This is a genomic window from Bacteroides cellulosilyticus, from assembly GCF_020091405.1.
Taxonomy (GTDB): domain Bacteria; phylum Bacteroidota; class Bacteroidia; order Bacteroidales; family Bacteroidaceae; genus Bacteroides.
The window spans coordinates 6,205,664-6,220,792 of sequence record NZ_CP081903.1 but is presented as its reverse complement, the minus strand read 5'-3'; the positions used below and the strand labels follow the sequence as shown (position 1 = coordinate 6,220,792).

The 15,129-nt window shown below is 38.8% G+C and carries 10 protein-coding genes; all 10 read left to right on the top strand.

Translation table 11 applies throughout. The annotated features are described in order from the left end of the window. Nucleotides 1-115: 115 nt before the first annotated feature. The 10 genes from K6V21_RS23960 (at nucleotide 116) to K6V21_RS23915 (ending at nucleotide 15,126) form a co-directional block, all read left to right on the top strand. Nucleotides 116-1,510 carry a polysaccharide lyase gene (locus tag K6V21_RS23960; RefSeq protein WP_224320121.1) on the top strand — a complete coding sequence of 465 codons (1,395 nt, stop codon included), beginning with the start codon at nucleotides 116-118 and terminating at the stop codon, nucleotides 1,508-1,510. Beyond that, nucleotides 1,507-2,805: a glycoside hydrolase family 105 protein gene (locus K6V21_RS23955; protein ID WP_224320120.1), complete on the top strand. Its 1,299-nt coding sequence runs from the start codon at nucleotides 1,507-1,509 to the stop codon at nucleotides 2,803-2,805. The genes K6V21_RS23960 and K6V21_RS23955 overlap by 4 nt, the downstream gene beginning before the upstream one ends. 99 nt (nucleotides 2,806-2,904) lie before the next feature. Next, nucleotides 2,905-3,564 carry a DUF2490 domain-containing protein gene (locus K6V21_RS23950; protein ID WP_224320119.1) on the top strand — a complete coding sequence of 220 codons (660 nt, stop codon included), beginning with the start codon at nucleotides 2,905-2,907 and terminating at the stop codon, nucleotides 3,562-3,564. A 261-nt stretch (nucleotides 3,565-3,825) separates the two neighbouring features. Continuing rightward, nucleotides 3,826-4,446, top strand: a complete 621-nt coding sequence (locus K6V21_RS23945) for an RNA polymerase sigma-70 factor (RefSeq protein ID WP_224320118.1) — start codon at nucleotides 3,826-3,828, stop codon at nucleotides 4,444-4,446. Then, a complete protein-coding gene (locus tag K6V21_RS23940) occupies nucleotides 4,443-5,474 on the top strand; it encodes a FecR family protein (RefSeq protein WP_224320117.1) in 1,032 nt (343 codons plus the stop codon). Before K6V21_RS23945 ends, K6V21_RS23940 begins: the two co-directional genes overlap by 4 nt. Nucleotides 5,475-6,005: 531 nt before the next feature. After that, on the top strand, nucleotides 6,006-9,314 hold the full coding sequence (locus K6V21_RS23935) for a TonB-dependent receptor (protein ID WP_224320116.1): 3,309 nt from the start codon (nucleotides 6,006-6,008) through the stop codon (nucleotides 9,312-9,314). 22 nt (nucleotides 9,315-9,336) lie between these two features. Beyond that, nucleotides 9,337-11,154, top strand: a complete 1,818-nt coding sequence (locus K6V21_RS23930; RefSeq protein WP_224320115.1) for a RagB/SusD family nutrient uptake outer membrane protein — start codon at nucleotides 9,337-9,339, stop codon at nucleotides 11,152-11,154. Between the two features lie 237 nt (nucleotides 11,155-11,391). Beyond that, the gene (locus K6V21_RS23925) at nucleotides 11,392-12,993 is read left to right on the top strand and encodes a glycerophosphodiester phosphodiesterase (protein WP_224320114.1); all 1,602 of its coding nucleotides are present in this window, start codon (nucleotides 11,392-11,394) and stop codon (nucleotides 12,991-12,993) included. A gap of 77 nt (nucleotides 12,994-13,070) precedes the next feature. Next, entirely contained in the window at nucleotides 13,071-13,766 is a 696-nt protein-coding gene (locus K6V21_RS23920; RefSeq protein WP_224320113.1) for a hypothetical protein, read from the top strand. A 13-nt stretch (nucleotides 13,767-13,779) separates the two neighbouring features. Further along, complete coding sequence (locus tag K6V21_RS23915; protein WP_224320112.1) at nucleotides 13,780-15,126, top strand: LamG-like jellyroll fold domain-containing protein; 1,347 nt, start codon at nucleotides 13,780-13,782, stop codon at nucleotides 15,124-15,126. Nucleotides 15,127-15,129 lie beyond the last annotated feature (3 nt).

Genomic DNA, 15,129 nt, shown 5'->3' with positions numbered 1-15,129 from the left:
TAAAAACAGAAAGTGTAAGATTCTGTAAGAGGGCTGTGCTTAGTATGGACGGATTTTGATCCGTCCATACGGGTCGCCTGTTGACTTACACTATTAAAAATAGGAGATTAGAATAATGAGATATGCTACAATTGGAATACTTCTTCTGGCATGGGTTCTGCTAGCCTGCGATGAAAAAGAGGAGGTTTCCGGTCCGTCTGTTCCTTTCCCTGATTATGGAGAAGTACTTGCTTTTCCGGGAGCAGAAGGGTACGGGCGCAATGCGGTAGGCGGAAGACGTGGCGAGGTTTATCACGTCACTACGCTTGCTGACTTGGGAAAAGGCTCTTTGCGTGATGCGGTGAGTAAACCCGGAAGAATCGTTGTTTTTGATGTTGCGGGAATCATTCGCCTGCAATCCCCGCTTGCTTTTTCCAAGAATCTGACTATTGCTGCACAAACGGCTCCCGGTGACGGAATTGTCATTTATGGAAATCATGTTTCTTTTTCCGGGGCCGACAATGTCATTTGCCGCTATCTGCGCATACGGATGGGGGTGAACGGGAAAGACGGTAAAGATGCCGCCGGTGTCGCTTACGGAGCGAATATGATTTTTGATCACATGTCGGTCACCTGGGGACGTGATGAATGTTTTTCCATCAATGGAGATCCGAAGAAACCGGGCGATCAGCCCCGGAATATAACTATCCAGAACTCCTTTATAGGGCAAGGCCTGCAACCACATTCTTGCGGAGGACTTATCCAGACTACGGCTGAAAATGGAGTGACCTTATACCGTAACCTGTATATCGACAACAAAACCCGTAATCCGAAAGTGAAAGGCCTGAATCAGTTTGTAAATAACATCGTTTACAACTGGGGTAATGGCGGTGCTTATATCATGGGTGATACGGAACAGACTTCCGAAGCCGATATCCGGAATAACTATTTCATAGTAGGTGCTACTTTAAATTATGATGGGAAAACGCTGGGATCCACCGCTCCCTTCACGCGCTATAACAAACATTTCCGTGCCCATTTATCCGGTAACTATTATGATGAAAATAAAGATGGAGTGTTGAATGGTCGCGAACTGACCCGTGAAGATTGCACGAAACGGAAACAAGAGTCTGGCACTGAAGTCGTGATAACTCCTACTTTTCTGGATAAACCGTCGGATGTGCATCCCACTATCGAAGGCTTGATGACCGCTCGGGATGCTTACGAGTGGATTGTGCAGCATGGCGGAGCTTCATTACCCGCCCGTGACCAGGTAGATAGCTATCTTGTTGAAGAATTAACTTCATTGGGTAAGAAAGGAGGAATCATTCTCACGGAGATGGACCTGCCTACACAAGGCCCCGGTGAAATAAAGTTGGGGACCAAACCACTGGATACGGATAATGATGGTATGCCCGACGACTTTGAAGATACATACGGACTTGATAAAAATGATCCGTCCGATGCTATGAAGATAGCTTCCAACGGATATACTAATATTGAAAACTACATATTCCTGATAAACAAATGAAAAAGATATATACTTATTTGATCTTCTCATTCGCCCTGCTGTGCAGCACTTCATTGATTGCGCAGACCAATGAGAAAGCCAGAGAAACTGCTGTAATGATTGCCGACCGCATTCTGAAGTCAACAACCTATGATTTTGTAGATAAGAAAAGCGGCAAGACCTATACATCGCTCAAAAACGTACCTTTAAATAAGAATGTGAAAGTACAAAGCAAATACCTGGATTGGCATTACACAAACGGAGTCACTAACATAGCTCTGATGGAGTTGGGAGATAAATTAGGTACTTCGAAGTACGAGAACTATGTTCTGAAGAACATGAATTTCATTTTCGACGATGCAAACCAGGACTACTTCCATCGCCTGTACGACCAAACATTGGAGCAGGAAGGTTGGAGAGCCGTGAACCATGTGAATTGGCACATGATTTACCGGAATAAACGTCTGGATGATAATGGTCCTATGGGCGCCAGTCTGATTGTGCTCAACCGCCGTCATCCGGAACAGGCTTTCCAGAAGTATATCGACCAGACCGATCATCACCTGATGGTGTCCGAACCTCGTCTTGCCGATGGCACTATTGCCCGGTTATGGCCGCATGTCAATACCATTTGGGCCGATGATGCCTTTATGGCCCTATCTTTTCTGGTCAGGATGGGAGAGGCGACAGGTGATGCTAAATACTTTGATGATGCAGCCAATCAGATATTGAACTATACCCGCTACTTGTGGTGCCCTGAAAAAGGATTGTACTATCATTGCTATCACACGGATAATAAAGCGCATGGCGTTGCCCATTGGTCCAGGGCAAACGGATGGGTTTTCATGGCTACTGCCGATTTGCTGGCACGAATGCCCGCCGACCATCCGATGCGTGAAGATGTCATCCGGAACTTCCGTATGCAGGCGGACGGACTGATTCGTTATCAGGATGCGAACGGATTGTGGCATCAGCTTCTGGATAAGGAAGATTCCTATGAAGAAATCACGGGAACCGCCATGTTCGTCTTCGGCATTGCCAGAGGGGTGAAACAAGGGTGGCTGCATCCCGACTATATCTATGTGGCATGGGAAGGGTTGAAAGGCATGTTCACTAAGATTACTCCAGAGGGTGATGTAACGGCTATCTGTGCAGGTACAGGTATAATGCCCGCTTTGTCATTCTACTATAACCGTCCCCAGTGGAAGAATGATCCGATGGGAGAGGGGCCGGTGCTGAGGGCATTGGTGGAAATGATAGATGCACCCAAGTATACGGAAATCAAGGCCGAACAGCAATACGATAAAATCAAGTGATTTCTTGATATTACAGGAATATTACAGAATTATTACAGAATCTTTCTTTAGCTTTGCATCTTCTAAGAAAATAAGTTGAAGTAAACCTTTGAGAATGATATGCTAAAGAAATATTCTGTATTACGGGGATTTGTCATATTGTGTGTAGGACTGCTTGTCTTCTGTCTGCCTCCTTTGCAGGCACAGGACAGTGATTTCGTGACTTGGAACAAGATGAAAGCCCGGCACGATGTATCTTCCAAAGTGGAACTTTACGGAGATGTCGAGATGCGTACCCGTGACGCACTGGATGAGATAGACCGTTGGGGCTTCGGCGTAGGTACTTCTGTTCTTCTTCTTCCGTTTCTAAAAGCTGAGGGCGGTTACGAATACCACTACCGCAACCGTGGTGAAGACGGCTGGAAATCCCGGCACCGTTACCATGCGGGCGTCTCTTTCACTCTCAAAAAACGACAATGGACGTTCACCCTGCGCGAACGTTTCCAGCATACTTTCGACGGACACGGAGCGGATGAATTCCGTCTCCGCACCCGCTTGAAAGCGGCCTATAAGGTAACTACATGGTCACCGTATGTTTCTTTAGAGCAATATCACGGCCTGGGCAAAGATGAATGGTTTCATGCCTCCCGCTTCCGTGCCCGCGGTGGGGTGGAAGCTAAACTGTCGTCCTCCTGGTCGGCAGATGTTTTCTATTGCTACCAGCACGAGAGTGATCTGGACAGGCATATTCTAGGGTGGGAGTTGATTTACCGGTTCTGATTCATACTCTTTCTTTTCACTCATTTATTTGTAGATATGCGATGTGTTTACTATTTATTCGCCATTGGCTGATGAATTCAATTGGACTGATTTCTTTTCAATCGGCTTTAGTCATCATACTGAAATCATATCCAAAGCTAAGACTTTGGAAGCACGATTGTATTATATACATAAAAATCTCCCATCCATACCCCACCTTTGTCAAAAATGACTATATTTGCCCGTATCATTCTATCTTTTAACCTTAAAAATACAGTTTAAATGCAGCGTAAAACCCCGCAAACATCTGATATTGAAGATGAAACACTTTTTGCTAAAGTGGAGCGGGGAGATGTAGAGGCATTTACTGCGGTTTACAATAAATATCACAAACTGCTTTATGCATTGGCCTATCGCTATTTGATGAGTTCCGCGATGGCAGAAGACGCTGTGCAGCACGTATTTACCCGTTTCTGGGAATTCCGTTCGGAGCTTCGGGTGGGCATCAGCCTGAGAAACTACCTGATAACAATGACTAAAAATCATATACTCAATGTGATACGCAATGAGAATACTGCCCTTACCAAGAATTATGAGATAGCCCAAGGTACCCCTGCTTACGAAGATACCCTTGTTGACAGTCTGGAAAAGAAAGAACTGATGTCCATCTTTTATAAGGCAGTCGATATGCTGCCGCCCCAGAAGCGGGAAATCTGCCTGATGAAAGTGCGTGAAGCACTCTCCAACCAGGAGATAGCCGACCGCCTGAAACTCTCGATCAATACAATCAAAACCCATTATTCCGATGCGCTGAAACTGTTGCGCATCCATCTGGGAAAATTGCTAATTTTTGTTACGTACCTCACCTTGTTAAGGTATTTAAGTGTCTATTTAACAGTATGAGTACAGAGAATATGAATATACCTACAGAAAAACAGATACAGGAAGTACTGGCAGGCACATCTACTCCTGAAGTTGCCCGGATTGTAGCGGCTTGGTTTGCTACGGATGAGGGTGCGGCCTATCTGGCTAAAAGTATGGAACGTGACGCCATACAAATCAAACAGGGATTCGAAGAGCTCTATGTCAATCACGAAATCCCGTCCGAAGAGATGCTTGCCCATATCCGTCGCAACATCCGGCAGAAGCGCGTCCGCAGGATTGCTTTCCGTGTGGCTGCCGTACTCATTCCGTTTGTGCTGCTGATAGGGCTGTTTGTTCAGGTGAATACCCGTGTCGATCTGCTGGGTGATTCTGGTTACGAAGAAATCTATGTGCCCAAAGGTGAGCGCCTGCAAATGATGTTTCAGGATGGCACACGTGCTTATATAAATTCAGATTCACGCCTGAAGTATCCAAAGAAATTTGCGTTCTCCAGTCGTGAAGTCTACTTGGAAGGTGAGGCTTATTTTGTAGTATCGAAAAATTCCCGCCGGCCTTTCATTGTCAATCTTAACGGACCTGCCGTACATGTTTTGGGAACCTCGTTCGATGTTCATGCCTACCCGGAGAATCGGGATATCACTGTTTGTCTGGACGAAGGTCGTGTTAATCTGACGCTTTCTTCTGATAAGAAATATCCGTTGAAACCCGGTGAGAAGCTTGTCTATAACAAGGAGAGTGAACATTGCACCATTACCCGGAACTTGGATGCACAGATTTCTTCTTTGTGGAAAAAGAACGTGATCGCTTTCAAAGATGCCCCATTGTCCGAGGTTATCAAGGTGCTGAATCGCTGGTATGATGTAGACTTCAAGATAGAAGACGCGACGGTTGGAGATGTATACTTTACGATTACGTCAGAGAATACGCTTCTCGAAAAAGTTCTTCAGGATTTGGAAAAGATTGCACCGTTACGGTTTGAATATAAGGAGGCTGAAAGGGAAGTGATAGTCACAAGAAAAAAAGAGGATTCCCGTCTAATGCATTGATTATGCAGAATATCTAAACGTAAATTGCCAATAAACTATTCCAGACGTTCTATCTTATCTCCGCTAAAGAGAAAGTAAGTACCATTTTGGAAATATGGAAATGAGTAATAATTCAAGACTATTCTATCGGCAAGTTTTGATTTTGTATTATTCACAAAAAACGGTGATTTTTGCCGGTATCGGCAAGAAATAGCTGCCTTTTATCTTTTTTGTCTTCTATGAACGAAGTTTCTTTATCAAATAGAACAGTTTATATTACCCTCAGATTTCTTGCACGAAACTACTGCTTATAATAATAAAAGTCGTAGATTTGTACAAATCATCATAGATGATTGGACAATTATACGCAGATACATAGAATACAAGATGACGAGCTACATTTAGAACCGCCAATGACGATTCTTTGCTTTTAAGAGTCTTTTTCCTGATTTATCGAAAAAAAATCTTTTTTCTCTCACCCGCTCCGAAATCTTGTGTGTCTACTTAGTATAAAGCGAATTTTTATACTAATGTTAATCTAAAATTTAAGTTATGAAACACAAGATTTTACTTGTCCTTCTTTTGGGCTTTATGACTTGTTTAACAGTCTCTGCTCAGAAAGTGACTTTGCAATTCCGGCAAGTTAAGTTAACAAAAGTCTTTGATGCCATTACACAACAAACCGGGCTGACTGTGGCATACAGTCGCCCTACAGTTTATCCGGACAGGATTGTTACCATTGAAGCAAAAGATGAAGAGCTATCGAATGTGCTTAGTAAATTATTCACTGGTACGGATGTGGTTTTTGAAATTGGTGAGAAGAAAATCTATCTGAAAGAGAAGAAGACTTCGGACTCTTTACAGCAAACAGGGAAAACAAAAAGGATTTCAGGTACTGTTATTGATGAAAAAGGCGAACCTGTTATTGGTGCCAGTATTTTAGTGGATGAGACGTCTAATGGTACGATAACTAATATAGATGGTGAATATTCTTTGACAGATGTTCCTGAGAATTCTACTCTGACTATTTCGTATGTTGGTTATAAGACTATTAAACTGAAAGCATCCGATAAAAATCTCTCCAATATAATACTTCAGGAAGATAGCGAATTGATAGATGAAGTAGTGGTGGTGGGGTATGGTGTGCAAAGAAAAAGGGATGTAACAGGTGCAATGACTTCTGTAGATGCAGCGAAGATTGCTTCTGTACCTGTTACCTCTGCCTCCGAAGCTTTGCAAGGACGTGCTTCCGGTGTATTGGTTTCTCAGGATAATTGGGCACCGGGTACTTCTCCGTCAGTTTTAATTCGTGGTAAACGTTCAATCAATGCAAGTAATGAACCGCTGTATGTGGTTGACGGTGTTCCCATCACAGGTGGGCTTCGTGAAATTAGTCCTTCGGATATTGCATCAATGGAGGTTTTGAAAGATGCGTCTGCTACAGCTATTTATGGTTCCAGAGGTGCTAATGGGGTTGTATTAATTACGACAAAACAAGGAAAAAATGGCAAAACAATGGTTGATTATAACGGTTATGTAGGGGGGCAAACAATCCAAAATAAACTTGAACTAATGAATGCAGCTCAATATGCAGAATACACACGTGAAGCATATCGTAATACGAACAGTTCAGGCAAGTATACTTCAGATAGTCCCGATAAATCAGCCGATATGGCAAATCCGATGTTTAAGCAGGATGCTTATGTGCTTGAATCTTTAATGATGGGATATGATGAGAACGGGAATTATAATCCTGGTAATGTCCGCACCGACAACTGGTTTGACCATATTACTCGAAACGGAATTGTAACAGATCACCAAATAAGTGTCCAAGGTGGAAATACCAAAACTAATTTTCTAGCTTCGGCCACTTACAACAGAGTGGATGGTGTTATTAAAGATAAAAGCTATGAAAGATATTCGGTACGTTTAAACTTGAATCATGAAATTAATAAATGGTTTAAGTTTGGATTACAAACTCAATACTCACATTCGATCGAGCAGCGTGGGAGTGGAATGGAAGGAGATCAATACATGTATAGAATCAGTCCTCTAGGAGCTTTGCGAAATGATGATGGAACTCCCACTGAACTAGTTGCGGCAGATGCTCAAATGTGGAATCCTCTAATGAATTTAGTTGATGGGGCAGTGTCTGCACCTTTGAAGACCAGCCGTTATTTAGGTAGTTATTATATAGAAGTAACTTTTCCTATTGAGGGACTAAAATTTAGAAGTAATTTAGGTTTGGATTCACGTACAGTACAAGATTATCAATTTTATTCTTCTAAGACATCGAAAAGACAGTTAGGAACATCATATGCTGAAAATGGGATGAGTAAATACACTATGATGACTCTTGAGAATATGTTTTTTTATAATAAGGATTTTGGTAAAGACCATTCATTAGGGCTTACATTACTGCAATCTATACAAGAGGATAAAAATGAATCTAATCAAGTGGGAGTACAAGACATAGCTTCAGATAAACTACAATATAATGATATTGCTTCGGCTTTAACTGTTGATAATATTGGTAGCAAGTTGGTAAAATGGAATATGGCATCTTTTATGGGACGTGTGAACTATAGCTATAAAGGAAAGTATTTATTTACTGGTTCTGCACGTTATGATGGTTCTTCGCGATTGGCGGAAGGACATAAATGGGTACTTTTCCCTTCAATAGCTCTGGGATGGAGAATTAGTGAAGAATCCTTTATGAAGAAGCAAAATATTATATCCAATTTAAAATTAAGGGTAGGTTGGGGTAAAACTGGAAATTCAGCAATTGATCCTTATATGACTAAAGGTGGGTTAAAATTAGCTAAATATGTATGGGATAATGGTGGTAAAGAAGTATTAGGATATGCTCCATCAATAATGGCTAATGATGCATTGACGTGGGAAACTACTAAACAATGGAATATTGGTTTAGACTTTGGGCTATTTGATAATAGACTTAGTGGTGCTATAGACTTTTATTTGCAAAATACTTCCGATCTTCTGTTGGAAAGGCAGATTCCTGTGGTATCGGGTTTTGGAAGCGTACTTTCAAATGTTGGCGAAACTCGGAATAAAGGTATAGAAGTCTCTTTATCATCAATGAACATTAATTCCAAAGCTTTTCAATGGACTACAGATGTAATGTTCTATGCTAATAAAGAATCGATTGAGTCTTTATATAATGGCAAGATTGATGATATTGGAAATAGTTGGTTTATAGGGCAACCATTACATGTGTTTTATGATTATGAGAAAATTGGAATTTGGCAGGATACTCCCGAAGATATTGCTGAAATGAAGAAGTTTAACGACAATGGGGCTAGTTTTAAACTGGGAGATATTAAAATCTGGGATAATGGAGACAATAAAATTACTGAAGCTGATAGAAAAATATTGGGAACTACCAGCCCGAAGTTTATAGCTAGTATGGTAAATAACTTTAGCTATAAAGGATTCGATTTTTCTTTCTTTCTATATGCCAGTATGGGTTCTATGCTCAATAATGATATAGAATATGAAAATAAGCCCGGGCGTGCGAATAGTATAGTGATAGACTATTGGACACCCAATAATCCGACTAATGCATATCCTCGTCCTAGTGTGGATAATCAGGAACCAGCTTATGTTAGTACGTTGCGATATCAAAAGGCAAATTATTTAAGAATAAGGAATATTACATTGGGATATACCTTACCTGACAAAATAACCAGTAGATTGAGGGCAAGAAGAATAAGACTCTATTTTGCTGCTAACAATCCATTCGTTTTCACTAACTTCAAGGGAATTGACCCAGAAGGGGCAGCTGGATATACGACGCCAAGTTGCTCTACTTGGATGGGAGGCGTAAATCTTTCTTTTTAAAAATCATTAAATAGAAAATATTATGAAAATTAAATTTATATGTTTTATAATTTTATCAGTCATGCTGCTTCAAGGATGCAGTGATTGGCTACGAGAAGAGGATTCTTCAAAGTTGACGTATGATTATTATTCGACAGAGAAAGGAATTGATGCTGCACTTGTTTCAGTTTATTCATACATGAGATGGGGAGCAAAAGAAAGGTCGGATATGATGAATGAACTAGGAGTAGATCTTTTTACGGAAGCAAGGGATGGAGGTACAAGAGAATCTTTTAATCGCTATGAATCGGGTTTTATGAATCCATCTTTAAAAATGTTGTATCAATTTTGGGAGAATCATTATCAGGCTATTAGTACAGCAAATATAGCTCTGCAAAAAGTAAATGAAAGTCAAGAACTTTCTGAGTCTAAAAAGAATTCAAGTATAGGTGAATTACTTTTTCTTAGAGCTTATTTTTATTATGACTTGGTTCAACATTTTGGGAAGATACCTTTAGAAACGCAAGGTAATTTTGAAGTGAGAACAGACTATAAGCGTGCTTCAGTAGCAGATGTTTATAAGCAAATTATTACAGACTTGCGAACGGCGGAGTCATTGCTTCCTATTGCACTTGCTAATAAGGGAAAAGCCGATAAATATGCTGTAGCACATTTATTAGCTAAAGTATATCTTACTCGGGCAAGTGCAGAAACGGATATTCGTGGTATGCAACCGACTGATTTAGATAGTTGTCTTTATTATTCGGAAAGTGTATTGCCGGAAAATGGTGGAACTCATAAATTGATGGATAATTTTGCAGATTTGTGGAACATGAAAAATATGGGTAATTCTGAAGTTATTTATGCTGTCCAGTTCACAAGTAATCCATTGTTTAATGGTGATGGAAATCAGTTTCATTTGCATTGGAATGCAGCTATGTATGAGAAACAACCCGGAATGATTCGTGATGTGGAAAATGGAAGACCTTATGGTATGATTAGACCGACAGATAAAACTTTGTTGACCTTATTTGATCGTAAAAACGATTCACGTTTCTACAAAAGTTTCAAAATGGTTTTCTATGCTAACAATCCGAAAACACTACCTAAATGGGAAGAACTCTCTTACAATGGACAAGTCTATTTTACACCTGATCCTTCGAAAGGGCAAATAGCCGGTAGTCGAAAAATTGAGTTGGGTGATACAGCCATTTATTTTTCAGTACATAAATGTGGACTAACCCCTAACACTATGGAAATGCGACAATATTTAGCCAATTTTAAGTATGTGTATATGCCTTATGAGATGCATGATATAGAAGGAAATCCTGTCTTGTTAAAGCACTTAGATCCTACACGACCTGATAAAAATACAAAAGAAGGCTCTCGGGAATGGGTGCGTATGCGTTTGGGTGAAACCTACTTGATTGCAGCTGAAGCTGCAGGAAGAAAGGGAAACTATGAATTAGCCGCTAAATATATTAATGTTATAAGAAAGCGTGCAGCATGGGCTGATGGTGAAGTAAAAGCTCCTCAATATTGGAAAGAAGAGGGCGGAGAAATGAATGACACTGAATGTACTTATGATCAGATAAAAGTTACTCCGGATGATCTGAAAGGTGACTTTGTTACTTTTATTTTAGATGAAAGAGGGCGTGAATTGTTAGGTGAGATTTGCCGTTGGGAAGATTTAGTGCGTTGTGGGGTTTTATATGATTGGGTAATGAAATTTAATAAGGAAGCTAAAGCAGCTGGTACCATGAGACCATTTCATAAACTACGTCCTATTCCTCAGAATCACATTGACCGCTTGAAACCGGCAGGAAAGATTGAAGAGGAACAAAATGAAGGATATTACTAATTAATATATATATACTACATACGGCAACCTTACTTTGAAAGGGTTGCCGTATGGTGATGTTTTTTAGTTCTATCTAGGCTGGTAAACCTTTTTTTGAGTATTCTATGATTATTTATTAGGCTCTTATGTCATATGAAGAGCTCTATAATGAAATATATATTTATGGAATATGGCTTCTTATACATTCTCCTTGCTGAATATGAGATGTTTTTTATCTATCATTTATAAACTTGAAGTATGCAAAATTTGAAATATAGTTTTTTGCGATTTATGTGTATGTGTTTTCTTTTGATGTTCATAATGGAACTTGAAGGGAAAGAAACAAGAGCTGTAATTGATTTGCAAGTACTATTTAGCCCTTACACTGATATGGAAAACGGTATAAAAGGAGTTGTTAATGCAGGTGGTAAGATTGATGTGAAAATTTATGCGGAAACAACAAATACACTCGTTTATCATGCTTATATAACTTCCACATCTTCTGCTTTTGCAGGTATAGGCACTGTATATAATAAGTCTGCGTTAGGTTCTGGAGCTATTTATTATCCAAATACATGGAATAGTAGAGATATAAAAACTTCTTTAGGATCAATAGAACGTTTTTCTTATGATTCTTCAAAAATTCATCCATTTCCTTTTTTGAGACATAATATCAATTTGAAAATACAAATTACTGAAGCAAATTCAGTAATGGAAATTTGCAAGATTCCGGGATTAGGACTTATTGATAGGAATGGTGGCAACTATTTATTTCATCCTAATCATTATTGTTATGACTTGAGGCATGCTGCTGATTTTGTAACAAAAGCATGGAGTCATTTTAAATCTCCGGATATAAACAAACCTATAGATTTGATATTAGCTGCTCATCGAGGTGTTTGGGGATTTAATTTAGGAAATAGTTATCCGGAAAATTCTTCCGATGCTATTAGAGAAACAAAGAAATATACAGATGTTTTGGAGTCAGATGTTATGTTAACAGGCGATCATCAATTGATAGCTTCTCATGATTATAGTATGCATCGTTTATCTAACTATGAGGGGGATAAATATATTTTTGAAGTGAACAAGGATGTTTATTCAAGACTAAAGCTCCGAAAGAAAAATACAGAAGTATCTAATTATCCTTACTTGATGTTTGGAGACCTAATAGATTTAGTTAAGGAAGTGGAATTGATTTTTACTGTTGACATCAAAGACTTGAGGGCGCGCTATGATCGTAATGGAAACTGTATAGCTAACTGTATGTATGACCCTAAAACACATGGTGAGGAAGCAAAAAGAAAAATTTTTGCTAGTTGGGTGGAGATATTTAGGGGATGCATTAAGATAGCGATGGAAAAAAATGCAGTTCAGTATGTGGCTTTCAAATTACCTTATTCCTATGATGAAGTAAGAAAGTATATTTCGGAGGATACTTTATCGCAAGTATTGTATATGCCTGTAATCTACCCTGATAATAAAGAGCATTTGAATTTTATAGATGATTGGTATGCAAAAGCAGGCAAGCAACTTGCCGCTTGGCAAACAAATTATAGATATATTGGAGATAGATATTTGGTTCCATTTGAAAGAGGAGGTAAGCAGTATCAAAATCTGTTGCATTATGTTTATGAGAAAACAGGATTACGACCAGGACAATATCCTGAAGAGGCCATGGATCCCAAAGGGGTGGTTAATCGATGGGCAGATTGGAGTATGAAAGATTTGAGACAAGATATTCGTGGAGATCATTTGTTACAAATGACCATTCCTTATGCTAAAATAATGGTAATGACAACGGATAGAACAGATATTTGGGATAAGATAATAGATATATATAACCAAATATCGCAATAATGTAGTATATAGTAGATTAATGCTGTATCAAGCATTTATATTTAGAATAAGATATAATTTTCCATAAAAGGAGGCTTATGAAAAATTTCAATTTAAGATTTCAGTTGTTTTTGGTTGGACTAATGACATTTTTGAACATTTTCTCTCAGGATAATCATAATTATGGTACTCCTCTAGGTAAAAGCTTATTCTATAGAGAAGTTAGAGATGCCAATAGGACTATTTTACGGATGAGTGAGATTGCTCCTGTAACTTCAGGGATGGATGGATTGACTGTTGTTTTCAATATGAGACAAAATTTAAGTCAATTGTCCCGTCCTTTGAAATTGTTGTCTTTTACTAATGGAACGGAAGAAAATTCCTATTTGGATATTTTCTATGATAGTGGAACAATAGTTGTTAGGAGGAAATTATCTTCGGGATCAAATAACTATTATGATTATATATTATATGATCCTATGTTCACTGTTAATCAAGGAGTATCACAATGGGAAGTACATCTATTTTTTACTGGCTTTTTTCTATGGGTGGAAACTAGGGATACTCGAAAATTACTCGAAAATAAATGGCATACTCCTATCTTTTTTGGCATAAATTTGCCTGATCATAATTACATGAACGATTATTTGGGGCGTTCGAATTCTTCTATAATAGTATTTGGCGATGCAAATCCCTCTGCTACATTTACTATGCCTGATGAAATTGCTATTTATGAATTTAAATATATAGAATTGAGAAAAGAATTGCAAACTCACTTTTGTGAAGATAACTAAAAATAGAATGTTTATGAAAAAATGTATATCAATGATAACCCTATTCTTTGCGGTTCATTTATGTGCTCAAGAGATTCCATTACCGCAAAGATGTTTTCCTCTGAACGGAACTAATGCAGAAGATATTATGTCTGGTCAGGCTGCGGATATTCATGGTATTGTTCATGCTTTTACCGATAGGTTTGGAGCAAAAGGAAAAGCCATATCTTTTGATAAAGAAGATAGTTATTTGTCTTTCCCTCTTTTGCCTGGTGAACAAGAACGGAAGGAACTTACTTTGACTTACTGGTTATATGTGAGTCAGGATTCTATCACTCAGGCTTTTTGGACAAAAGATCATGATGGGAATTTATTGCTTGGGATGGGCAGAAAAGGAGTACGGGCTATGTTGAATATCTATCATACAGATAATCAAAAGAATATATTACCGGATCAGCAATGGATGTGGGATGACTCGAACTTTTATGAAGGAGAGGGATGGTATTTCGTGACAATTACCTATGCTGATGATGGTACTCATTTTTATTTGTTTACTCCTAAAGGAAAAATGACAGAGTGTTATTCTGCTTTTACGCCGGATTGGAATCTGCTCACATCAATGTGCATTGGCTCGGTAGACGGTATCCCTGCTGCCGAGATGGATGATTTTAAAATTTATGATGTTACATTATCCAGTGAGCAAGTTTCAATATTATATCAGTCTGAATCGCAACTCAGCATGGGAAGTGAATCATTGATTAATGTAGAAACTGGCATTCCGCTTTGTTCTTCTACTTGGTATTTTCATTGTGTAGGATTCCAGAAAACATTGCAGTATGCTCTGCAAAAGCAAAGTGATTTATCTTTTATAAGTGCTGATGTTGGCTACGATTTATTAGTAATGTCTCATGTGGAATCTGATTATCAGAAGTGGTTTCTTAATCCTTTGAAAGACATTTTAGAAGGAAGAGTCTTTACTATAAGTAATATTGCGACTGGTATGAATCTGACAGGTACACATGAAAGTGTATTTCAACAGGTTATGGATGATACTGATTCTCAAAAGTGGTGTGTTGGGCAAATTGATACAAACAATCAAATGAAAACTTATATGAAGGAAGATAATAGCATGCGTCCTCTATATGAAGAAATTTATTTTGATAAGAGTATACAGGCTATTCGAATTTATATAAGTTTTCCTAAAGTAGAGAATGTGAAAATTCGGCTTATTGGGATTCAAGGAACATTACTTTGCGAATTCGTTTTTTTGGGGGGGACAGTTTTGGATAAGAAAATAAATATACAAACATCTGGTGTCTACTTGGTTACAGTTGAATCAGATTTTTATAAAATAAATAAGAAAATAATTATTAACTTCTAATCA

What these genes read in the sequence shown, in the direction of transcription:
- K6V21_RS23925 (WP_224320114.1), top strand. Translation starts at nt 11,392, where the DNA reads ATGCAAAATTTGAAATATAGTTTTTTGCGATTTATGTGTATGTGTTTT.
- K6V21_RS23960 (WP_224320121.1), top strand. Translation starts at nt 116, where the DNA reads ATGAGATATGCTACAATTGGAATACTTCTTCTGGCATGGGTTCTGCTA.
- K6V21_RS23920 (WP_224320113.1), top strand. Translation starts at nt 13,071, where the DNA reads ATGAAAAATTTCAATTTAAGATTTCAGTTGTTTTTGGTTGGACTAATG.
- K6V21_RS23945 (WP_224320118.1), top strand. Translation starts at nt 3,826, where the DNA reads ATGCAGCGTAAAACCCCGCAAACATCTGATATTGAAGATGAAACACTT.
- K6V21_RS23915 (WP_224320112.1), top strand. Translation starts at nt 13,780, where the DNA reads ATGAAAAAATGTATATCAATGATAACCCTATTCTTTGCGGTTCATTTA.
- K6V21_RS23950 (WP_224320119.1), top strand. Translation starts at nt 2,905, where the DNA reads ATGCTAAAGAAATATTCTGTATTACGGGGATTTGTCATATTGTGTGTA.
- K6V21_RS23930 (WP_224320115.1), top strand. Translation starts at nt 9,337, where the DNA reads ATGAAAATTAAATTTATATGTTTTATAATTTTATCAGTCATGCTGCTT.
- K6V21_RS23940 (WP_224320117.1), top strand. Translation starts at nt 4,443, where the DNA reads ATGAGTACAGAGAATATGAATATACCTACAGAAAAACAGATACAGGAA.
- K6V21_RS23935 (WP_224320116.1), top strand. Translation starts at nt 6,006, where the DNA reads ATGAAACACAAGATTTTACTTGTCCTTCTTTTGGGCTTTATGACTTGT.
- K6V21_RS23955 (WP_224320120.1), top strand. Translation starts at nt 1,507, where the DNA reads ATGAAAAAGATATATACTTATTTGATCTTCTCATTCGCCCTGCTGTGC.